This window comes from Halosolutus amylolyticus, from assembly GCF_023566055.1.
In the GTDB taxonomy this organism is placed as follows: domain Archaea; phylum Halobacteriota; class Halobacteria; order Halobacteriales; family Natrialbaceae; genus Halosolutus; species Halosolutus amylolyticus.
Genome location: NZ_JALIQP010000008.1, coordinates 37909 through 59393 on the forward strand (window position 1 = coordinate 37909; position 21485 = coordinate 59393).

Here is a 21485-nt window from a genome sequence, read left to right on the forward strand (position 1 = left end):
ATTACGATCGGCAGAATCGGTCGTTACCACGCCCGGTCGGCGTACGCGAGCGACCAGTTCGACGGGTCGACGATCGCTCTCCCCGCGACGGTCCACTCGTGACCGTCGCCGTCGGTGGCGAGCGGCACAGTCAGTTGCATCGTCGGCGAGGTGACCCGCGAGAGCGGGCCCGAGTCGTCGGCGACGAACCCGCACTGGCCGAGCACCGGGCCGGGCATCGCGGTACCGCTCGCGGCGAGGAGGTCGACGTCTCGGCGATCCGCGACGACGCGATCGAGGATCGCCCGGAGCCCGTCGGCCCGGCGTCGCGTGGATGCGAGGGGTGCGACCTCGAAGAGGCAGGTCAGCTCCGTCCCGTCGCGTTCGGTCTTCGTTCCCGTGATGACGCCCGCGATCGGGTCGCCCCGGCGGGTCGCGAGGTACGCGTCGATCGACCAGAGCGGGTTCCGGAACCGCCACTCGTAGAACCGCTCATCCCGGGTCGCGTGCAGCGCCCCCGGCGACGCCTGGTCCGCGAGCGTCACGAACTGACGAACGGGAACGTCGGCGAACCGATGGACAGTCACGTCCGCCGGCCGCTCGGCAAGTCGCTCGCATGCGCGGTGATACACTAGCGCCAGCGGACGGGCAACGCGCGAGAGCTGCGCCGATCGCTCCCCGCCGCCGAGCATCGCGGTCGGTCGTTGTAGCCGGTAGTACGTCGGGACCGTTCCGACCGGTTCCCAGCCGCGTTCTCGTCGCGTCGCGACGTCCCTGCCGCTTGTGACGGTCGTACAGAGATCGAGGTCATGGGTCCGGCAGTGAGTTTCGAGCCGTCCGAGAAGCTGCGACTCGAGCCCCTGGTCGCGCTCGTCGGGCCGAATCTCGACGTCTGCGGGCTGGCCCACGCGGAGTCGTCGCTCGTCGACCGAGAACGAGAGCGAAAAACACGGTGCAGCGCCGACGATCTCGCCGTTGCGGTCCGCGACGACCATCGGGACGCCGTCGGCGTACGGGTTCTCCTCGTACTTCCACCGGAACCACGCCTCGACCGCCCGTCGTCCGCTCGATTCGTACAGCGCGAGGACGTCGTCCCGATCGGCGGTCGTGTACGGTCTGACGTCGAGGTCGTCTCTCGTCGATGCAGTCGGCTGGTCGATCGATCGGTCCGGCCCACGATCGCGTTCCGCCGTGCGATCGGTCTCGGTGGCCGATCCGCGGGTGGATTCCGGTTCCGGGCTGGTCGATCGGCTCACTGACTCGTCCCTGGCCATGGTAACTCGGTGAACCGGACCGAGGACCGGTGCGGGCTTTGTTAGGAGCGTCCTTGGATCGGTTACGACGCGTCGGGCGGGTCGCCGTCGACGGCGTACAGGCGGAACTCGTCGTTGGAGATCACCTTGTTCGCGCCCGGATCGGCCTCCAGTCCGGCCATCCCGTCCTCGCTGTAGTGGAGTTCGTTGTAGACGCCGATCTCGCGGGTTTCGTCCCACTCGGTGACGGAGAGGTAGTAGTCGACACCGTGGTAGGCCCCGCTGTAGTTCCCGGCTTCGAACTCGGTGGCGTTGACCTCGCCGCTCGCGGCCGACGCCCCGCTCAGCACTCCTTCGCGTTCGACGCCGTTGATTCCGTGGTCGTACCGGTACGGGTCGTAGCCGAGGCCGACGTGTGGACGGTCCTCGACGTCGTGCTCGAAGGCGGATTCGTAGCCGCTGAACTGTTCGTCGGTCACGTGCTGGCCGGGATCGTAGATGATCGGCGACGAGAAGACCGTCATCAGCCCGAGGACGAGACAGGCCCCGAGCACCACCGCCGCGATCGCGTTCGCGCCGGGACGCGAGACGACCCTGGAGAGGCCGCCGATCGCCCGTGCGACGGCGATCCCCGCGAGGATCGTCACGAGGACGAAGATGAACCCGATCTGGCGAAACGCCATCGTCGGCGTGCCGAGCATGTAGACCAGGAAGATTCCGCCGAGCGGCACCAGCGCGAGGCCGAAGTAGGTGACGAACGACTTCGTCTCTCGATCGAGTTTCGTCCGGCCGATCCACGTCGCGAGGACGAACAGGCCGACGACCAGGGCGATCAGCGCCATCTCGAAGAACAGTTTGACGAACAGTTCGCCGAGACTGCCGCCGATATCCGTCAGCGACGACTCGGTCTGATCGACTTCGGCGCCGGCGCCGACGTCCGACGAGAAGAGTCCGTAGACGAGGCCGCGGGCGGCGCGCCTGAACGTCTCGTTGGTCATCGCCCAGAGGGCAAACAGCGCCCCGAGGACGACCGTGTGGGCGTAGGTCGTCGGGTGCTCGACGATCGGGTGGTCGTCGTACCGCCTGCGGGCGAGGAACTGGATGCCGGCGATCGCCCCGAGCAGGACGACCACGTTGAGCATCTGCTGGGGGTGAACGAACAGGAGCGTGAGCCCGGTCAGGTAGATGAGGAGGCTGAATGGCGAGAGACCGAACGGTAGCCGTTCGATCGTCGCCCGCCGCCGGAGGTACGCGACGAACGCGAAGATGACGACGGGTGCCAGGAAGAGCGCGTTCGAGTTCGTGTGCACCCCCATGTGCGTCGCGATGTTGTTGATCGGCAGGATCATCCAGGAGACGATCGCCGCGACGCCGATCGCCAGTTCGTCGCCGGTCACGTCCCGGACGACGAGGGGGACGAACAGCAGGAACGGGACGAACAGCGCGACCACGGACAGGAGCAAGCCGCGCTCGATCGGGACGCCGCCGACGAAGTGAAAGACCGACGCCAGCGAGTGGACGCCCGGATAGAACAGCTCGTGCGGCGCGACCTGCCCCTCGACGATGTCGCGCGTCCACCCCAGGTGCGTCAGCGCGTCACCCATGCCGGAAAAGCGGTAGTTCCTGATCAGCGGCAGGCTCACGATCGCCGTCGTCGTCAGCGCACCCAGTCCGATCCCGATCGCCTGCGGGCGGCCGCGACAGGCCAGAGCCGTACTGACGGCGACCGCGAGCGCGATCGCGAACGCGGCCCACGTCACCGTCGGCGTCGCCGCGTACAGCGACGCCTCGTACGCCGTCGCCGGGTTGGCCCGTGCGACGAGGATGCCGATCGCGACGGCGGCGAACCCCGCGGCGAAGGTGCCGTCGAGCCTCGATCGTCTCATCTCGCCTCCCTCCCGGCGCGATCCGATGGGTTGTCGATACGCATGTGTCGAGCGGAGCCACGTTCATCGTGCGGTTTGTTATAGTGCTCTTACGCACGCGAGCCGAATTCGCCGTCTCTGGACGCTCGATCGGCCGCTCCGCCGATCAGTCGGTCGACGCCTGTACGGGATCCCTGACGGCCCGGCGCGTGTGGCTACGAGTCGGTTTCTGCGCCACCGGGGATTCAACGGTGGTGGCGATTTTTGTACGCGTTCGTGATCCGTCCAGGGCGAACGCGACCCCCAATGTCCTTCACGATCACCGATCTCACGGCCGACGGGACGATCCTCGAGTGTACGGTCCGGGCGTCACCCGATCTCCGGCGGTTTCTCACCGGTGAACCGTTCAGAACCAGCTACGACGTCCCGATCGAGGACGTTCCCGAGGGTGTGCTCGCCGTGCCCGTGCTCGCACAGCTCTGTCCCGTCGCGTGGGCCAACGGGGCCGACGTTTACGTCGACGAGGTGGACGCGACGTTCGCCCGGGCGCTCGAGGACGTCAAGGCCACGTTGCTCTCGATGTACGACTTCATGGAGGGCGGACAGCTCTACGCCCGCCGGACGATCGATCCGGACCCGATTCACGGGGCCGGCGCACCCGATTCGGATCGCGCCGGGGATGCGGACGGCGGGAGCGGCCTGCTGTTCACTGGCGGCGTCGATTCGACGTGTTCGTACGTCCGCCACCGGGAGGACTCCCCGACCCTGATCAGCGTTCGCGGCTGGACGATCACGCCCGATCGGAGCGACGACGAGAAGTGGAATCAGCTACGCACGCGCGTTACTCGGTTCGCCGACGACCACGGCCTCGACACGGCGTTCGTCGAGTCGAACATGCTCGCCGCGCTGGACCACCCGATGTTGCTGGCCCACTACAAGCGGTTCGTCGACGGTGCGTGGTACAGTTCCGTCGGCCACGGAATCGGCCTGCTCGGCCTCTGTGCGCCGCTCGCCTACGCGCGCGGAATGAACGACGTTTACGTCGCCGCGACCCACTGGGAGGGAATCGACCTCGAGTGGGGTTCCCGGCCGGACATCGACGACTACGTCCGGTGGACCGGCACGCAGTGTCACCACGACGGCTACGAACTCACCCGGCAGGAACGGGTGGACGTGATCGCGGACTACGTTCGCGAGGCTGACCCCGACCTCCAGTTGCAGACCTGCAACGATCGCATGGACGGCAACTGCGGGGAGTGTGAGAAGTGTTACCGGACCGCGATCGGGCTTCGGCTCTCGGGACTCGATCCGACCGATCACGGCTACCCCTTCGACGACGCGGACTACCGCGACGTTCGCCGATCGCTCGATCGTGGCGAGTGGGTGCTCGGCCAGGACGAGCGGTACATGTGGGAGGACATCCGCGATCGGATTCGGGAGACCGAACCGACCTCGCCGCCCGAGCGTGCCTTTTTCGAGTGGCTCGTCGACGCCGACCTCGACGACCTCGTCGCGGAGTCGTCCCCGCCGCTTCTCGATCGTCTCCTCCGTGCGAGTGCGCGAAACGCTCCGAATAGCGCCTACAACGCCCTCTATCCAGCCTACTCGACGGCGAAGTCCGGGCTCGAGCGAGTCCGTTCTCGGTGAGCGTCGTCGGCGTGTTCTCCCGTCACCGCGTCCCGTTATCGGCGAGGATCGACGGGACCCGACGGCGAGCGAACACGACAGGCGGGGAGACGAGCGGACCGCTATTTCCCGACCGACGCGTCGACGACGTCCGAGAGGTCGAAGAGGCGGACGTCGTCGCGACGGCCGGCGGTCCGCCGGAGGTCGTTCGTGTACCCGCTTCGGCTGAACAGGACGTACTGCGTCGTCGCGTCCGCGGGTTCGTCGGACCAGCGTACCTGGTCTACGGTTCGTTCGAGATCGGCGAGGACGCCCTCGCTCACGGGTGACGAGGTGAACTTGCACTCGCCAGCGACGAGTCCGCTCTCGGTCAGCCCGAGCACGTCCAGTTCGTGCTCTCTGAACCACCACTGGCCGACGTCGTGGAAGCGTCGATCCACGAGGTCCGGCAGTACGCGCTGACAGAGCCGTTCGAACAGCGGACTGACGTAATCGGCCAGTTCGGATGCGACGATATCGTCGAAGGCGTCGTCCTCGAGTAGCCGCAGTCGGTCCTGGTTCCCGTACACGAACCGGAACCAGAACCGGAACAGCGGTGCGGCGAGTCGATAGCGGCCGCGTTTCGACGACGTCGGCGATTCCGTCACCGGAATGTGGCGCTCGACGAGTCTGAGGCGGCGAAGTTTCTGGAGGTACGTGCTGAGCGACCCCGACTCGATGCCTGCCATGCCGGCGATCTCGTTCGGCGTGCGCCGACCGTGTGCCAGCGCCCGGAGGACGCTAAAGTAGGTGTTCGGCTGTCGCAGTTCCGTTCGCAGGAGGAACTCGGGCTCGGAGTACAGGAGACCCCGCTCCGAGAGGATCGACGCCCGAACGTTCTCCGCGATCGATCGATCCGGATCGATCGTCTGGAGGTAGTACGGCGTCCCGCCGTAGATCGCCCACGCGATGATCGCGGTCTCGTCGTCGTAGTTCGGATAGAACTGCGCCGCGTCACCCATCGAGAGCGGCTGGAGGTCGATCGTCGCCGTCCGTCGACCGTACAGCGGGCTCCCGCCCGCGAGGACCTCGTCTTCCATCACGCTGATCGACGACCCGACCAGGACGAGGGTCGTCTCCGTCTCCTGGAGGCGCGTGTCCCAGACGCGTTGTACCCGTGACGGGAGTGAGCCGTCTTCCTCGAGCAGAAACGGGAACTCGTCGATCACCACGATCGCGTCCCGGTCGCCGAGCGCGCCCAGCAGGGCCTCCCAGTCGCGCCGGACGTCTCTCAGCGCGGGGAACGCGTCCGACGCCGCGTCGACGAACCCCTCGAGCTGATTCTGCGCGGTCGACTCGATCGCCTGGTAGTAGACCGCGTCGTCCCGGTCGGCGATCGACCGGCGAACGAGTTCGCTCTTTCCGAGTCGCCGACGCCCGTAGAGGACGACGAACTCGGCGCGATCGGCATCGTATCGCGACTCAAGGTCGTCGAGTTCGCGCTCTCGATCGACGAACGTATCCATGGGTACCACTCGCTCGCGCTCGATATGGGTGTTACGATTTTGGAAACCGCGATTTCTGAAATCGTAATTTCTTCTCTGTGGGGCCGGGTTCTGGGACAGCTACCAGGCATCGTTCGACGACGCCCGACTGTAAATTCGTCTCCGAGACACCCGAGACACGACGAACGCCGGCGGTGACGGACCGTCACGCTTGTAGAACGTTTAGAATGTGTAGACTGTGTAGGTCGTTTAGAACGTCGCGGTCGGCGTCACGATCGGGGTACTCGGAACGGACAGCGCGGTGGTGCGTTCTGATCCGAAGACGATCCGTGTGGCGGACAGATCGGGTCCGAACGAAGACTCTCCCGCGTCCGAACGGCCTGCCGTCACTCCATGTAGCCGAGTCCCTTCAGCCGATCCTCGACGTCGGTGAAATCGTCGTCGACCGAATCGGCCTGTTCGCGACGCGTTACGTCGATTCGGTCGACTTTCGTCGTCGACGGCGTCGCGTCCGGGTCGAACGCGTCGAACAGCACCCGCCCGTCGGCGTTGCTCGGGACCGGTTCGCCGATCCCGTGCAGGAGCGTCGGTGCGACGTCGACGACGCGTGCGCCGCGCAACGTCGCCCCCGGGTCGATCGACGGGCCGCGGCAGAGAACGATCCCGTCCATACGGTGGCTCGCTGCGGTCGATCCCGTGTCGCCGAACGGTTCGTCCGTGATCGAGTTGCGCGCCTCGTAGCCGTCGATGCCGTTGACGATGAGATCGGGGGAGTCCTCGTCGGTGGGGAACAGTTCGTCGCCGTCGAAGACCTCGAGGACGGACCTGCCGTCCTCGTCGGTGACCGACTCGAAGAGGTCGGTGAGTTCCGCCTTGAGGGTCGGGATGTCGCCCGGATCGACGACGCCGTCCTCGAAGCGGTCGGTGTCGTTGACGTAGACGTTGCCGGCGTCGTGGACGAACGCCCTGGTTCGATCGTAATCGACGTCGTAGAGCGCGTGATCGCCCGGGATCTGTTCGGCGACCGAGTCGACGAGTCGCCGCGGGAGCGTCGAGACGATCACCTCCTCGGAGATGCCCACTCGATCGAGCGCGTCCGTGATCCGATCCCGGGAGATCCCGAGACTCGCGAGCGCACCCCGCGTCCCGTCGTCTTCCTCACGGAACAGGTAGCCGTTCCGCTCGAGGAAGTGATTGACGTAGACCAGTTCGTGGATCGGACCGAAGCCGTGATCGGAGACCACGTAGAGGTCGGCGTCGTGGTCGTCCGTGTAGGCCATGACTTCGCCCAGCAGGTCGTCGAGCAGTTCGTAATGCTCGAGCAACAGGTCCTCGTCCCAGACGAGGTGCTGGAAGCGATCGGGTGCCGTGAAGACGAAGAAGAACAGTCGCCAGTCGTCGCCCGCCTCCTCCATCTGCAGCCGGAGGAGTTCCCGGCGCTTCGCGAGCATCTCCGCGACGGCATCCCGGAACTCGTCGAGGCGACCGGCGTAATCGGGGTAGTCCAGGCTGATCTCGTAGTCCGGGATCCGATCGTCGATCGCGTCGCGGAGTTCGGGGGGATGGGTGAACTCCCGATCCGTCGACGGCGTCATCATCCCCGTCACCATGGTGCCGTCGATTTCGCGTGCGGGGTAGGTCATCGGGACGTTCCCGACGTGGGCCGGGCCGACCTGCTCCCAGAGCGTCGGTTGTCGGACGTCGTAACCCGTGTACATCTCGTGGGAGTACTCCGCCGAGAGGTTCTGGAACCCGTAGATGCCGTGTTTGTCGGGCCATACGCCCGTCGCGATCGACGGCCACGCGAGCGGGGTCGTCGGCGGGCGGGTGCTCTCAAGCGATCCGGAAGCACCCTCCTCGCGCAGTCGGGCGAAGTTGGGGAGCTCACCGCTCTCGCTCCACTGTTCGATGAGTCGCCACGGTACGCCGTCGAGACCGAGTACGAACGCTCGCTCGGCCGTCTGTGAGGATCCGCTCATGATTGAGTAGTGAGTATTGAATCGGGAGACTGCCTGCTGGAAAGCAGGTGGCGAGACGAGCGCTTTGTTATAGAGAGGTAACAGCCCCCTGTGGTCGCCCGGCGAGGGGTGTTCGCTCCCCCTACCGACCGACGCACATTAACGTTGTGTCCGTTCCGTCCTCTGATTCTCCTTACTGGGACACTCTCCGCCGTCGTTAGGATCGAAAAGTGATCAATAACAAAACGACCGAACCGAATTCGACACGGGTATGTCATACCGTAACCAGGGTGGGTGCCGTGGGTAGCGTCGTGCTCTCGCTCGATGCCGAACTCGGGTGGGGGTTTCACGACTTCACGTCGCCGCCGCCGCGACGGGTCGAGGCGGGCCGTCGCGGCTGGGCGACCATGCTTTCGTTGCTGGACGAGTTCGAGATTCCCGCGACCTGGGGCGTGGTTGGCCACCTGATGCTCTCGTCCTGTGACGGTCGCCACGCCGATCACCCTGCGCCCGACGGCTGGTTCGAGCGCGAGCGGACGGACTGGCGCGATCGGGAGGACCTCCGGTTCGGCCCCGACCTCGTGACGGATCTGCTCGAGGCCGACGTCGACCACGAGTTCGCCAGTCACTCCTTCTCACACGTCCTGTTCGGGCACCCGAAGACGGACCGCGAACTCGCGGTCGCCGAACTCGAGCGGAGCCGCGAGATCGCGGCCGAGTGGGATCGGACGATCGACTCGTTCATCTACCCGCGCAACGACGTCGGCCACCGCGACGTCCTGGCCGAACAGGGGCTGACCGCGTACCGCGGCCGAACGCCGAACCGCCACGGGGCCCGCGCCGTCTTCGACTCGACGGTCCGCGACCGATCGTTCCTCGTCGAACCGCTCGTCGACGAGTACGGGCTGGTGAACGTCCCGGCATCGCTGTTCCTCTTCGGGTTCGAGGGGGCCGCACGGACCGTTGCCGAGTCGATCTGGACGGATCCGATGGTGATGGTCGCGCGGCGGGGGATCGACGAAGCGGTGCGATCGGACGGCATCTTCCACATGTGGCTCCATCCGAACAATCTCACGCACGAGCGCGACGATCGCCGGATGCGGACGATCCTCTCGTATCTCGACCGGAAGCGCGCCGAGACTGATCTCACGATCGAGACGATCGGCGACGTCGCGCGCCGCGTCGACGTCCCCAGGGGGGTCGATGGAACCGTAAGCCCGGTCAACAGCCAGCCGATGAGCGGCTATTGAGCGCCTGCGATCGGAACTGTGGGCTACAGCGACGGCACTCGCTGTACGACGATGATAACAAAGCCCGCCGACGCCCCGTTCTCGGGCAGATGAGAGCACGACTTTTCGACCGGCGTTCCGACTCCAGCGCGCTCACCGTCGGCGTGCTGGGGGTCGGGAACATCGGCATGGTCCACCTGCAATCGGCGCTCGCGATGCCGGACGTCTCGGTCGTCGCCGCCGCCGACGCTCTGTCGGAAAATCGGGACCGCGCGGAGCGCGCCGGGGTTCCGCGAACGTACGACGATTACGTCGATCTCCTCGAGAGCGAGACGATCGACGCGGCGATCGTGGCGTTGCCGCCGTTCCTCCACGCCGACGCCGTCAGCCACGCCGCCGACGCCGGCGTCGACGTCTTCGTCGAGAAGCCGCTCGCTCGCTCGACCGAGGAGGCGGACGAGATGCTCGCGGCCGCCGATCGCGGGGGGATCGCTGTCGGCGTCGACCATACCCTCCGCTACCAGACCGATATGCGCGGCGTCCGGCGGGCCTACGAGGAGGGTCGCGTCGGCCACGTTCCCTACGCCTCGATGACGCGTCTCAACGACAGCCCGCTCGGTCGGCCGCCCGCCGAGGACGACCCGCCCGCCTGGCCCCACGACCCCGACGCCGCGGGCGGCGGGTCCCTGTTCGAACTCGGCATTCACTGCTTCGACCTCCTTGAGTGGATCTTCGGCGACCTCGAGGTCCGCGACGCGGCGACGGGCCACTCGCTCGACGTGCCGGTCGAGGACGCGGCCACCGTCCTCCTGCGATCGCCGGCGACGGAGACCATGATCACCCTCCACTGTGGCTCCTACCAGTGGGAGGAACTCCCCGAGGTGAATACCCGCCTCCGCCTCGAGGGGATTACGGGGTCGATCAGCAACGACCAGTTCCTCCCCGAGAACTTCTATGCGAGTGCCGCTCGCGCCGCCCTCGAAAACGTCGCGAAGCGATTCACCGGCGAGGAGCCGGACGTTTTCGCCCCGACGTTCTACCTCGAGGCGCACTACGACGCGCTGGCGGACTTCTGTGACGCGATCCGTGCGAACGAACGCCCGCCGATCGGCGGCGCGGACGGACGACGGGCGCTCGAACTGGCGGAGGCGGCCTACGACTGCGTGAGGACGGACGAGACGGAGACGGAACTGTCGGAGGTGATGCCGTGAGCACCGTCCGTGGCGTCACGATCGACGAACACGAACGCGGCCGCGGCTGGACGCCGGAGGTCGACGCACGCATGGCGGCCCTCGAGACGCCGATCCGTCGCCTGCTCGAGCCACGCACCGCGTCGCTGGCCGACGCCGACAGGATCACGCTCGTTCCCGACGCACACTACCCGTTCCACCCGTCGTCCGGCGTGGTCACCGATCCGGCCGTGATCGGGGCGCTCGTCGCCTATCTCGAACGCGAGACGAGCGCCGCCATCGCCGTCGCCGGATCGAGCGAGTACGTCTCCGCGGAGCGAACGGGCGAGTACCTCGGCTACGACGACGTCCTCGAGCGGTTCGACGCGTCGCTGTTCGACCCTGCCGACGCTCCCAGGAACGACGAGACCGTCCGACTCGGCGACCAGCCCGTCGCCCTCGCGGTCCCGGATCGACTGGCGTCGGGGTCCGTGATCCCGGTCCCGGCGCTGCGACCGACCCGGGACGGCCCGATCGCCGGCGGGATGCGAACGCTCGCCCGCCACGTCGACTGCTCGATCGACGGGGGCGTCGCCGGGGCCGCGGCCGCGGCCGTCGTCGACCCCGAACTCGCCGTGCTCGACGCGACGATCGCGTACGCGGGTGAGCCGTACGCGGCCGAGACGCTGTTCGCCGGGCCGACCGCGGCGGTCGACGCCGTCGGGGCCAGGCTGCTCGATCGATCGCTCGCCGACGACGAGGCGCTCGAGTACGGGCTCGGGGCCGGGGACCCCGACGGGATCCGTGTCGACGGCGTCGACGTGGCGGCGCTCCGCGATCGGTGTCCCTCCGGCGAGTTACCGCCGCCCACCGATCCGCACCCGGCTGTCTCGATCGCCTACCGGACCTACGCGGCCGTCAGCGGCGACGGTGTGCCGCCACAGCTCGACGGTCGATGACCATGATGGGAACGAAGACCGCGGCCGTCACCGGCGCGACCGGCTTTCTGGGCACCCACCTCTGCGATCGACTGCTCGCGGACGGCTGGACGGTCCGGGGCCTCAGCCGGGCCACCTCCGACCGGGAGCGACGCGAAGACGTCGAGTGGTACGTCGGCGACCTGTTCGACGAGGGTACGCTTCGATCGCTCGTCGACGGGGCCGACGTCGTCTTCCACCTCGCGGGCGTCGGACTCTGGAGCGCCGGCCCGGAGACGGTCGAGCGCGTCAACCGGGACGGGACGCGGGCCGTCGTCGAGGCCTGTGGGGCATGTGACACTGGTCGACTCGTTTTCACGAGCACCGCCGGGACGCGCCGCCCGAAGACCGAGGGTGAGGTCGCCGACGAGACCGACGTCGCCGAACCGATCGGGGCCTACCAGTCCGCGAAGGCGGCGGCGGAGGATCTCGTCGACGAGTACGCCGCGACTGGCGACGCCGTGACCGTCCATCCGACGTCGATATTCGGTCCCGGCGACGACGCGTTCACGGCCCAGTTGATCGCGATGGGGTACGAGTCGACGATGCCCGCGCGCCTTCCGGGGGGCCTCAGCATCGTCGGCGTCGACGACGTCGTCGACGGCCTGCTCGCGGCCGCCGCGAACGGGGTGTCCGGGGAGCACTACATCCTCGGCGGTGAGAATTTGAGCTACGATCGGGCCGTCTCGCGAATCGCCGAGTACACCGGCGGCTCCCCCGCCCGCGTTCGGGTTCCCGCGACGGCGATCCACGCCGCCGGTCCGGTCGCCGAAGCCGCACGGGCCGTCGGCGATCGACACGTGTTCCCGTTCGATCGGGAGATGGCACGGCTCGCCACGCGACGGCTCTTTTACACCTCCCGGAAGGCCCACGAGGACCTGGGCTACACCTACCGGCCGATCGAGGCGCACCTGCCGGCGACGATGGAGTGGTACCGATCGGAACTGCAGTAGCGCGGTCGTTGCGGTCGTACGTCACGCGCCGACGTCTTTCGCGCGGCTACTCGGCCCGACCGTGGACGTAGTACAGTTCGAACTCCCCGTTCGACTGTACCTTGTCGACGCCTGGCTGGCCCGATATCGAGTTCAGCTGGTCCCGAGAGTAGCGTAACTCCTGGTAGGCGACCACCTCCCGATCGCGATCGTTCTGTGTCACGGTGAGATACCGGTCCGCCGAGTACTGTGACGCGATGCCCTCGTCGATTTCCTCGCCGGTCACGGCTCCTTTGTGTCCACGGGTGTGCTGGAGTCGTCCGTTCGACGCGTCCATGTACCGGTTGGGTCCAGCCCGGATGCCGACGAACGTGACGTCCTCGTCCGCGTGTTCGAACGCCGATTCGTGACCGTGCATGGACATCTCGGTCACGTGGGGCGAACTCTTGTAGATGTATGGTGACGGGAACACGGCGAGCAACGACGCCAGTAACAGGACCACGATCCCGGCGATCGCGATCCCGTGGACGATACCCGCGGCGTGTCTCCGGGACGGGAGGGACAGCCCGTACGAGATCGCGACGGCACCAGCTATCGTCCCGAACAGCATCATCAGCCCGAACACGCGGAAGTACATCTGTGAGACGTTGCCGACGTAGTAGACCCCGGCGAGTACGCCCAGGCCCGCAAGGCCCACGACGAAGTACGGGATCGTTCCGCTCGTCTCGTCGGTGAGCCGATCGCCGAACGGCGTCATCGTCGGCAGCGCGATCAGTCCCGTCAGCCCGAGATACACCATGCTGGCTCCGAACAGTTTGACGAACAGTTCGACGACGCTCGCTCCCAGCTCGGCCAGCGACGCACTCTGGGAACCGACGGCTTCGGACGCGTCCCCGTCACCCGCGAAGTAGTCGACGACGTTCGAGAACGTGAACTCGATCACGTCGACCACGAGTCCGTGCTTCGAGGCCCAGAGGGCGAACGCGGCCACGAGCACGAGGGTCTGGCCGTACATCCGGCGGTGAGATGCGATCGGGTGCTCGGGCCGGAACCGTCGGGCGAGGTACTGGACGACGCATATGCTGACGAGAAAGACGAGCAGGTGGGCCGCAAGCTGGGGGTGGTACACGACGGTCGACACGAGCGTGAGGGCGAGTACGGCCCCCGTCGCGGATCGAACGGCGGCGGGTGAGGGGTCCTCGAGGTACGTAAACAGGAGGTACGTGATGACGGCCGAGAACAGGATTCCCTGGGTCATCGGGTGGATGACGACGAACGTACTCAGGTTGGTGATCGGGAGGAGGAGAAACGCGGAGAACGTGCCGACGATCGAGCTGTAGGGACTCTCGAAGAGCCGTGACGTCGTCGCCGCGACGAACACGAAGAAGAGGACGGATAGCGCGACGACGACGATGAGCGCAGCCTGAGCGAGGTCGATCCCGAACGTTACCCCGACGAGCGTCGCGATCGTGTGGACGGCCGGGTAGTACAGTTCGCTCGGGTGAAACGCGCCGGCTTCGATGCCTCGCATCCAGCCGAGGTGTGTGAGCGCGTCGCCGGCGCCGTAGTACTGGTACCCCCGGATGACCGGGAGCCCGACGAACGCCGCGAGGGCGATGCCGCCGAGTCCCAGCGCGATGCGGCGGAGCCAGCCGACGGACGTCTGTAGCGAGACGAGCAACGAGACGAGCAGTGAACACCCGAGCAACGCCCAGAACGCACGGGGCGCCGTCGCGTACGGGGAGAGTTCGTACCCCGTCGCCGGTGTCCGATGCGCAACGAGCACGGCACTGGTCACGGAGAGAAATCCGACGACGACGAGGACACTCTCGACCAACCGCGGCGACGCTGTTCTCGCGTGCGACATTATCGAGCAGTCCGTCGGGACCGTCCTTGTTATGCTGGCGATTACGGCGGTAGTACCGATCTATGGGTTTCGTTCGGCTTTCGAAACCGAGCCAGGTTCCACGGCGGGGTTCGGGGTCGATCGCCGCTGGAACGCTCCGTGCCTGCATTGGCCAGCCGTCGAGCGTCCCGCCCGTTCGTCCACAGCTGGATCGTCGACGGGTCCGCCAGCGGTGGTATCCCGGCCGTCCGCCGCCCAGTTGATGCATAACAAAGTCCCGAGACGCGAATCCTGGGAATAACTCTCTTTCAGATGAACGTTTTGCATCTCACGGCCAAGGAGAACTCGCCACCGTTCAGAACGCAGGTACGAGCGCTCGAGAAGCGCGGTATCGACTGTACGACGATCTCCGTCCCCGGTGCGGTGACGGCGGATACGAGTCGATCGGTCCTCGATTACGTTCGGTTTCACCCGACGGTGCTTTCGGAATCGTTCGGTTCGTACGATCTCGTGCACGCGAACTACGGGCTGACGGCACCGTTCGCGCTCGCGCAACCGAACCTCCCGGTCGTGCTGTCGCTGTGGGGGACCGACCTCGACGGTGAACTCGGCTGGCTAAGCAAACTGTGTGCGAAACGCTGTGACGCAACGATCGTCATGTCCGAGAGAATGAAGCGTGAACTGGGGCAGGACAGTCACGTCATCCCGCACGGGATCGACGTGGACCTGTTCGAACCGATGCCCCAGTCCGAGGCGATCGATCGCCTCGGCTGGGACCCGGACGCGAAACACGTGCTCTTCCCGTACAAGGCCGAACGTGAGGTGAAAAACTATCCCCGGGCGGAACGGATCGTCGAGGCGGTTCGCGACGACGTCTCGAACCCAGTCCGTCTCCAGACGGCCCGTGACGTCCCACACGAGCGGATGCCACGCTACATGAACGCCGCGGACTGTCTCCTGCTCACGTCCGATCGCGAGGGATCGCCGAACGTCGTCAAGGAGGCGATGGCGTGTAACCTCCCGGTCGTCTCCGTCGACGTCGGCGACGTCCGTGAGCGTCTCGACGGCGTCTCACCCTCGGAAGTCTGTCGTACCGACGCCGAACTCCGGCGCGCGCTCGCCACCGTTCTCGACCGGGGAACGCGATCGAACGGCCGTGAACTGGCCGATAGAATCAGCACGGACCGGATGGCAGCCCGGATCCACGAGGTCTACCGGGACGTCTGTGCCGGGCAGCCGTCGGCCGAACGGGATCGATCGAATCGGTTGACAAGTCACCCGTAGTACCGACACGCTCGAACCACCTGAACGGTCACCCGTAGTACCGACACGCTTCGTCGACGTTCTGTGTCGTCCGCCACGTTGCTGTCGATAGCTCGTCAGTACTCGTCTCGCTCCGCTCTTTCTCTCGCCGGGTCACGAACTGCTGAAAAAACGAGCCTGATGCGTTCGTCGGTCCGGGACGCGATCGACTCCGATCGGCTACGATCGGTATCGTGCGACGAGCGCCGCGAGTATCGCGGCGAGTGCAGCTGCCGTGACACCGAAGCCGGGGAGTTCGTCGTCGTCGCCTCCGCCCTCGTCTCCCACTGTTATCTCGGCAGACTCGTCGACGACGCCGATCGTATAGGTACCGCGCTCGTCGAGTTCGAGTGACGTCGACACCGTGGTCGATTCACCTGCCTCCAGCGAGATTTCTTTCTCGGCGACGGTTTCGCCGTCGAGCGTGAACCGAACGGGGTACGTCTCGTTGCTGGACCCCTCGTTCTGTATGGTCGCCTCGACCTCGGTCGTCTCGCCGGGCGCGACCGTGTCGTCGTAGTCGAGATCCGTGACCGTGTACGAACTACAGCTCTCGGACGTGATCCTGATCGGCCGGTCCATGTTCAGCGAGTGGCGTTCGGTATCGTGTTCGGGGCCGGAGATCACTTCCCAGTCGCTCACCTCGCCGTCGTAGACGCCGGACAGGGTGGCCTGTTCGTTGAACGAAGGGTAGATCTCGATGTCGAACTCGTCGTCCAGGCCGCCGTTGAACGCGGCGCCGTCGGTCCGGTTCGCGGACCACGCCCAGGAGATCCGACTCGACGTCTCGCGGTGGTCCCACTCGGTTTCGCCGTCACTGTAGTTGTCGTCCTCGACGACCCACTCGCCTTCTTCGGGGAGGTTGCTGATCTGGAACGTCGCCGCACCACCATCGGAACTACCATCGTACTGATCGTGAACCATCACGAGACTGAGCCCGTCGGCGCTCTCGTGCAGGAAGAGGATACTCGTATCGTCCTCCTGGAATTGTGTCGTTCCGTGGGAACTGTACGTCGTCCCGCTACGTATCGTCTCCGTCACGTTCTCCGGCGTTCGATAGTCGTAGTACTCCTCGGTCGTCTGGTGGCCGAACCCGAGCGGTTCGATCGGGATACACTCGTCTCCTTGCACGACCGCGTACTCGTCGTCGATCGGGGGTGCGGTATTCGCCGTAACGCTTCCGGCGCCAACCGTCGCACTGACCACGAGCGCGGCGACGACGGCGAGCGTAGTGATGGCCGTGATGATTCGCTGTGTCATTATTCGCCTCAGCACTGTCATTGCCGAGTTCGCAATTTGTTATATCACAGTTTCCGAACGGGGATATGTACCTACAGCTGGTAGTTCGCTTTCCCAAAACGACAATCGGGTCGAACGGTCAGTGTACGATCAGAGTTCCGTCGGCGGTTCCAGCCGGGTCTGCGGGTCGTGTCTCGATCACGCGTCCGTAGGGTATCGGTACGGCATCGATCGATGCTGCTTCGACCACGTGTTACTCCGTCCATCGGGTGTCCCGGTCGCTCTGCGGTCTCCCCGATCGATCACGACGCTCCCGTGTGTCGCAACTGTTGGTCGGCGGTCGCTTCGAGGGATCGCGTTCATTCGTCCGCTCCGTCGTCGGTATCGTCTGCTCCGTCGTCGGTAGCTCCGTCGCTCCCATCTGTCACCGCCGTCCAGAAGTACGTGTGACGATAGGCGTCCTCCTGCGTCGGCGTCTCGGGGACGTCGTCCTGGTAGACCTGCACCGAGATTCGGACTGTTCCGTTCTCCGCGACCGGGGTGATCTCCCGCTCGCCGTACCCGGTCCCACCGTCAGTGAGGACGTAGTCGATCCGGCGTAACTCCGTGCGTTCGACGACGTCGCCGTCCTCGATGCGCTGTTCCTGGACGACGACGGTGTAGTTCATCTCCTCCTGTTCCTGGTTCTCGACCGCGATGACGAGCGGGATCGACTCACCGGGGCTGATCTCGTCGGGATACCCGCCAGCGACGAGTTCGCCCGACTCGTCCTCCGTGAGCAGTTGCAGGTTCGTGTACTCCTCGCCCTGCTGGGGAGCAACCAGTGCGTAGCCCACAGTCGTTACCGCGAGGATCATGCTGAGCACGATCGCGACGTTGATGGCGGTGTGGACCGGCGATCGGGTCTCGAATATCGCCGCGCGAGCGGCGTCGAATCGACGAGCGAACCCCACGTGGTATCGATCGACGGATGGCACGGCCAACCGGCGGCCGATCGCGAGACAGGTGCCGACCAGCGCGAGGCCGCCGATCACTCCGAGGACGGTTCCGTCGGTCACCCCCCACGGCGTGGACGCGACTACCAGTCCCAGCAGGGGCAGGAGAGCAAAACTCGTCCCGAACGACAGGGCGACGCGCCCGGCGTCGTCGATCGACCGGGTCTGTACGAACAGCGTCGGCCGATCGGTAGCCGTCGCCGTGACGGGCGTCGATCGCGGGAAACACAGCGAGACGAGGACGTACCCCGGGACGAAAAACAGCAGTGGCCCGGCGATCGCTGCCCGCACGAGCGAGGACGAGACGCTCCCGACTCCCAGCACGACCATTGCGACGAGGACGAACCCCGCGACGACCAGCAGGTCACCCGGGACACCGCCCAGAAGCTGTCGGCCGCGTCGCTGCAGGGCTGCGAACGGTTTGGTCAAGACGTCTTTCATAGAGCGTGGGAACTATCGATTCCTCGACCGAGCCAGCTATTGTTAGTCGTCGGGTAACCGCTGGAGCGCCCAATGGCCGGTGAACGGGAACCGTGAGCGACGGATCGACTCCGTCTCTCCCGACGTCAGTGCTGACCGGCGGCTGGCGACTCGACGGCGCGAGTTGCATCGCTGAAACCGTCGATCGGCGACCAGCAGTGGGCCGTCAGCTCAGCAGTGAGAGCGTCTCTCGAACGTCGAGAAGGCCACTGACCGTCGCGAGGGTACCCCATACGGCGACGCCGAGGCCGACGACAGCCGCCAGCGATACCAGTCCCGTGATGTGCGCCGACGCCGCCACGACGATTCCGCCCATCACGACCGAGATGACGGTCGCGCCGGCACCGATCTTGACGAGCCGATCGTACTGTAGCGGCAGTTCGACGTGCATGATGTAGACGTTCGTCATCGTGTACAGGCCGAACGTGAACACGGTCGCGACGGCCGCGCCGACGACGCCGATCGTCGGGATGAGAACGATGTTGAGGAGGAGGTTTCCGGCCGACGTGACCGCTTTCGCAACGGCCCGAAATCGCGCCCGGCCGAGATAGTCGATCGCCTGCTGTGTAACGCTGTTGATTGCCTTGCACAACACGAAGAGGCTGAGCACTTGCAAGACCGGAACGGCCTCGGCGTAATCCGAACCGAAAATGAACCGGACGGTCGGATCGGCGACCAGTATCAGTCCGACCACGGCCGGGACGTACAGTAACAACACGTACTGTAGCGAGGATTCGTAGATCCGTGCGGCACGTACCAGCCGATCGTTGGCCTTGTCCTCACCGTAACTGGGAGAGAGTGCGAATCCCACGGAATCCGCGGGTGCGATGACGAAATCTGAAATCTGCTTTGCAAGCGTGTAGAATCCCACGGCCACCGGATTGAGAAAGAACCCGATGAGAATGATGTCGACCCGGCGATCGATGATGTTTGCGCTCCGAGACGCTGTCAGTGGCACGCTGTACTCGAGTATCCGACGCTGGAGGCCGTCCTGAATCGTTTCGGCCGCGTCGAACGATCGGTAGAATCGGAGGTAGAGAAAAATCAGCCCGAATGTGGCCGCGATCGCGCCGCTCACGACGTATCCGGTGAGGGCCCCGAGAACGCCCCAGCCGAGGGAGACGAAGAGGAGAATGAACGCGATTCTGCCGACGTGGTCGACGATCGACACGACGGCGCTGTACTGGACTGCGTTGAATCCCTGGAAGACCGTGATGTTGAAGTTGTTAATCGACTGGACCGCGAGATATCCGGTTCCGACGACCAGCAACGTGGCGAGTTCCGGTTCGTCGAGAATCGCGGCAACGAACTCACGGCTCGCGACGAGAGTCACTGCGACCAGGCCGATGAGTAGCAACCGGTACCGTAGCGAGGACGTCAGGATGTGTGGTACTTGCCTGGGATCCGTTTCTTTGAACTCGGAGACGTACCGTGCAGCCGAGCGAGCGATGCCCAGATCGGCGAGGAGCTGTGAGACGGCGAGGATCGAGAGCGTGAGAAACAGGATACCGTACCCACTCGGCCCGAGAAGGAATCGACTGAGCAGAACGATCAGGAGTCCGTTCGCGACCAGATTGACCGTCCGAGACACGAACGTGGCTTTGATCCCCCGGACCAGTTGGTCGGAATCCGTCATCCGTGGGCTACATGTAGACTCGATCGGTTCGTGAACGAAGTACCCACCCGCACCGGAAGAACGAATCGACGGCAGGTCGGCTGGCGATGGAGCGTCACAGTCTACTCCCGCCTGCTATCGAACGCGTCTTTGTTAAGCAGGTGATTCCGGCCGGTGAGTGGACCGATCGAGGGGCGGACGACGACCCTGGGGCGTCAGTTCGGGCCAGTTCTCCCGGCCGGTCCCGCTGAATCCGTTCTGTGCGTTTCGAAATACAGTCTCCACGAAACAACTTATAGCCGAGAATCACCGACCGTTCGGCCAGTAACTGCAGACATACTGTACGTTTCCTGAGTGGTTTTGAAAAAAGAACTCGTGAAGGCCAGTCGCTAACGGTAGCCCGTTTCTCTGGTCGGTCGATGAAAGATACTCAGTCGCAGTCCGAGACGCGAGACGATAACCGACTCACGCGGCGGACGTTCGTTTCCGGATCGGCAGCAGCAGTCGGTTCACTGGGTCTGCTCAACGTCTTTAGCGGAACCGGATCGGCCGACGAGTACGAGACGATTACCGTCCCCTCGGGAGAGGTTCATCAGATCAGTCTCGGTGACGGCGACGTCCTCGAAAACGTTCTCATCGACCTGTCGGCCCCGAATACGGGCTACAATATCAGCGCCAACGGAACCGGCTGGGCGATCCGCAACCTCGGTATCCGTGGCGAGTTCGACAACGGTGAACACACGCCGTTCCACGTCCGGGACACCAGCCCGGACGGCGAGTCGGTGATCGAGAACGTCTACCTCGGCGACGGCGCTACCGACGACCACCAGCGAAACGTCCATCAGGTGACGGGTATCTACGCCCACGCGGACCACGCTGGCGACCTCCTGATCGACAACGTCCACGTCAACGAATTCCGGGATAACGCGATTTACGGCTCCGATCCCGGTCACCCGCACTTCGACTATTCCGAGTACGGGACCGTCCGGATCGAGAACTCGTTCGCCCGCAACGGCGGGTTCAACTTCCGCATCTCGACGGAGGGGTCCTACTGTGACAACTGCGTCTCCGTAATTACGGAGCCGTACAACACCGGTGAGCCGCGACTGTTCTACGACTACTTCTCGCGCGGCGTCGAGTTCCGAGATTGCGACGCCGCCGGCTCCAGCGACTACATCGGCTGGGGTAACGGGAGTACGTCCTGGCCCGAGTACACCGAAGACAGTGAGGTCGCCCTCGAGGGGTGTAACGCCAACGTCGGGCAACTTGTCGGCGGCGAACACCCCGAGCAGTGGACCGGTGAGAAACCCGGTTCGGACCCGCGCGACTCGCCTGAAGACGTCGACGGTGTTCCGCTGTCGGCCGAGGCGGCGGCTAGCGGTGTCGATCGCATCGAGTAACTGACGGCCTTCGAGACAGTCTCGATTTCTCGATCGTATTCGATTCGAGAACGATCGTTTAGGGATGTATGAAGGCTTCTACTGCCGATATAGCGGTCGAGTATCCCGACTGGGTATTAAAAAAGGAACCCGTGAA

Annotated in this window: 15 protein-coding genes; 7 read left to right on the forward strand and 8 right to left on the reverse strand. The window is 65.3% G+C overall.

The features are described 5' to 3' along the window. Positions 1-23: 23 nt before the first annotated feature. Positions 24-1253 (reverse strand): GNAT family N-acetyltransferase, encoded by a 1230-nt coding sequence (locus MUN73_RS21640; protein WP_250142592.1) that lies wholly within the window; start codon positions 1251-1253, stop codon positions 24-26. A gap of 62 nt (positions 1254-1315) precedes the next feature. Further along, positions 1316-3118: a hypothetical protein gene (locus MUN73_RS21645; RefSeq protein WP_250142593.1), complete on the reverse strand. Its 1803-nt coding sequence runs from the start codon at positions 3116-3118 to the stop codon at positions 1316-1318. 285 nt (positions 3119-3403) lie between these two features. Here MUN73_RS21645 and MUN73_RS21650 point away from each other — a divergent pair, with 285 nt between their 5' ends. Next, on the forward strand, positions 3404-4744 hold the full coding sequence (locus MUN73_RS21650; RefSeq protein ID WP_250142594.1) for a hypothetical protein: 1341 nt from the start codon (positions 3404-3406) through the stop codon (positions 4742-4744). A gap of 101 nt (positions 4745-4845) precedes the next feature. On the opposite strand, the gene MUN73_RS21655 is transcribed toward MUN73_RS21650, so the two are convergent. Further along, complete coding sequence (locus MUN73_RS21655) at positions 4846-6228, reverse strand: ATP-binding protein (RefSeq protein ID WP_250142595.1); 1383 nt, start codon at positions 6226-6228, stop codon at positions 4846-4848. Positions 6229-6593: 365 nt separating this feature from the next. Beyond that, positions 6594-8186: an alkaline phosphatase family protein gene (locus tag MUN73_RS21660; protein ID WP_250142596.1), complete on the reverse strand. Its 1593-nt coding sequence runs from the start codon at positions 8184-8186 to the stop codon at positions 6594-6596. A gap of 278 nt (positions 8187-8464) precedes the next feature. Between MUN73_RS21660 and MUN73_RS21665 the strand changes: the two genes are divergently transcribed. From MUN73_RS21665 to MUN73_RS21680, 4 genes are all read left to right on the forward strand, one after another. Further along, positions 8465-9415: a polysaccharide deacetylase family protein gene (locus MUN73_RS21665; RefSeq protein ID WP_250142597.1), complete on the forward strand. Its 951-nt coding sequence runs from the start codon at positions 8465-8467 to the stop codon at positions 9413-9415. Positions 9416-9504: 89 nt separating this feature from the next. Next, positions 9505-10605: a Gfo/Idh/MocA family protein gene (locus MUN73_RS21670; RefSeq protein ID WP_250142598.1), complete on the forward strand. Its 1101-nt coding sequence runs from the start codon at positions 9505-9507 to the stop codon at positions 10603-10605. After that, the gene (locus MUN73_RS21675; protein WP_250142599.1) at positions 10602-11522 is read left to right on the forward strand and encodes a DUF362 domain-containing protein; all 921 of its coding nucleotides are present in this window, start codon (positions 10602-10604) and stop codon (positions 11520-11522) included. Before MUN73_RS21670 ends, MUN73_RS21675 begins: the two co-directional genes overlap by 4 nt. Positions 11523-11524: 2 nt before the next feature. Then, on the forward strand, positions 11525-12493 hold the full coding sequence (locus MUN73_RS21680) for an NAD-dependent epimerase/dehydratase family protein (RefSeq protein WP_250142600.1): 969 nt from the start codon (positions 11525-11527) through the stop codon (positions 12491-12493). Between the two features lie 46 nt (positions 12494-12539). On the opposite strand, the gene MUN73_RS21685 is transcribed toward MUN73_RS21680, so the two are convergent. Further along, the gene (locus MUN73_RS21685; protein WP_250142601.1) at positions 12540-14258 is read right to left on the reverse strand and encodes a hypothetical protein; all 1719 of its coding nucleotides are present in this window, start codon (positions 14256-14258) and stop codon (positions 12540-12542) included. A gap of 372 nt (positions 14259-14630) precedes the next feature. Here MUN73_RS21685 and MUN73_RS21690 point away from each other — a divergent pair, with 372 nt between their 5' ends. Next, positions 14631-15602 carry a glycosyltransferase gene (locus MUN73_RS21690; protein ID WP_250142602.1) on the forward strand — a complete coding sequence of 324 codons (972 nt, stop codon included), beginning with the start codon at positions 14631-14633 and terminating at the stop codon, positions 15600-15602. 198 nt (positions 15603-15800) lie between these two features. Here MUN73_RS21690 and MUN73_RS21695 read toward each other — a convergent pair whose 3' ends face one another. The 3 genes from MUN73_RS21695 to MUN73_RS21705 all read right to left on the reverse strand — a co-directional run bounded on the left by MUN73_RS21695 (position 15801) and on the right by MUN73_RS21705 (position 19970). Beyond that, a complete protein-coding gene (locus tag MUN73_RS21695) occupies positions 15801-16880 on the reverse strand; it encodes a CARDB domain-containing protein (protein WP_250142603.1) in 1080 nt (359 codons plus the stop codon). A gap of 338 nt (positions 16881-17218) precedes the next feature. Beyond that, positions 17219-18295 (reverse strand): DUF1616 domain-containing protein, encoded by a 1077-nt coding sequence (locus MUN73_RS21700; protein WP_250142604.1) that lies wholly within the window; start codon positions 18293-18295, stop codon positions 17219-17221. A 205-nt stretch (positions 18296-18500) separates the two neighbouring features. Further along, positions 18501-19970 (reverse strand): flippase, encoded by a 1470-nt coding sequence (locus MUN73_RS21705; protein ID WP_250142605.1) that lies wholly within the window; start codon positions 19968-19970, stop codon positions 18501-18503. Positions 19971-20368: 398 nt separating this feature from the next. Between MUN73_RS21705 and MUN73_RS21710 the strand changes: the two genes are divergently transcribed. Beyond that, entirely contained in the window at positions 20369-21349 is a 981-nt protein-coding gene (locus tag MUN73_RS21710; RefSeq protein ID WP_250142606.1) for a hypothetical protein, read from the forward strand. The last annotated feature ends 136 nt before the right edge of the window (positions 21350-21485 follow it).

What these genes read in the sequence shown, in the direction of transcription:
- MUN73_RS21695 (WP_250142603.1), bottom strand. Translation starts at nt 16,880, where the DNA reads ATGACACAGCGAATCATCACGGCCATCACTACGCTCGCCGTCGTCGCC.
- MUN73_RS21645 (WP_250142593.1), bottom strand. Translation starts at nt 3,118, where the DNA reads ATGAGACGATCGAGGCTCGACGGCACCTTCGCCGCGGGGTTCGCCGCC.
- MUN73_RS21700 (WP_250142604.1), bottom strand. Translation starts at nt 18,295, where the DNA reads ATGAAAGACGTCTTGACCAAACCGTTCGCAGCCCTGCAGCGACGCGGC.
- MUN73_RS21670 (WP_250142598.1), top strand. Translation starts at nt 9,505, where the DNA reads ATGAGAGCACGACTTTTCGACCGGCGTTCCGACTCCAGCGCGCTCACC.
- MUN73_RS21680 (WP_250142600.1), top strand. Translation starts at nt 11,525, where the DNA reads ATGATGGGAACGAAGACCGCGGCCGTCACCGGCGCGACCGGCTTTCTG.
- MUN73_RS21655 (WP_250142595.1), bottom strand. Translation starts at nt 6,228, where the DNA reads ATGGATACGTTCGTCGATCGAGAGCGCGAACTCGACGACCTTGAGTCG.
- MUN73_RS21690 (WP_250142602.1), top strand. Translation starts at nt 14,631, where the DNA reads ATGAACGTTTTGCATCTCACGGCCAAGGAGAACTCGCCACCGTTCAGA.
- MUN73_RS21705 (WP_250142605.1), bottom strand. Translation starts at nt 19,970, where the DNA reads ATGACGGATTCCGACCAACTGGTCCGGGGGATCAAAGCCACGTTCGTG.
- MUN73_RS21640 (WP_250142592.1), bottom strand. Translation starts at nt 1,253, where the DNA reads ATGGCCAGGGACGAGTCAGTGAGCCGATCGACCAGCCCGGAACCGGAA.
- MUN73_RS21650 (WP_250142594.1), top strand. Translation starts at nt 3,404, where the DNA reads ATGTCCTTCACGATCACCGATCTCACGGCCGACGGGACGATCCTCGAG.
- MUN73_RS21710 (WP_250142606.1), top strand. Translation starts at nt 20,369, where the DNA reads ATGAAAGATACTCAGTCGCAGTCCGAGACGCGAGACGATAACCGACTC.
- MUN73_RS21660 (WP_250142596.1), bottom strand. Translation starts at nt 8,186, where the DNA reads ATGAGCGGATCCTCACAGACGGCCGAGCGAGCGTTCGTACTCGGTCTC.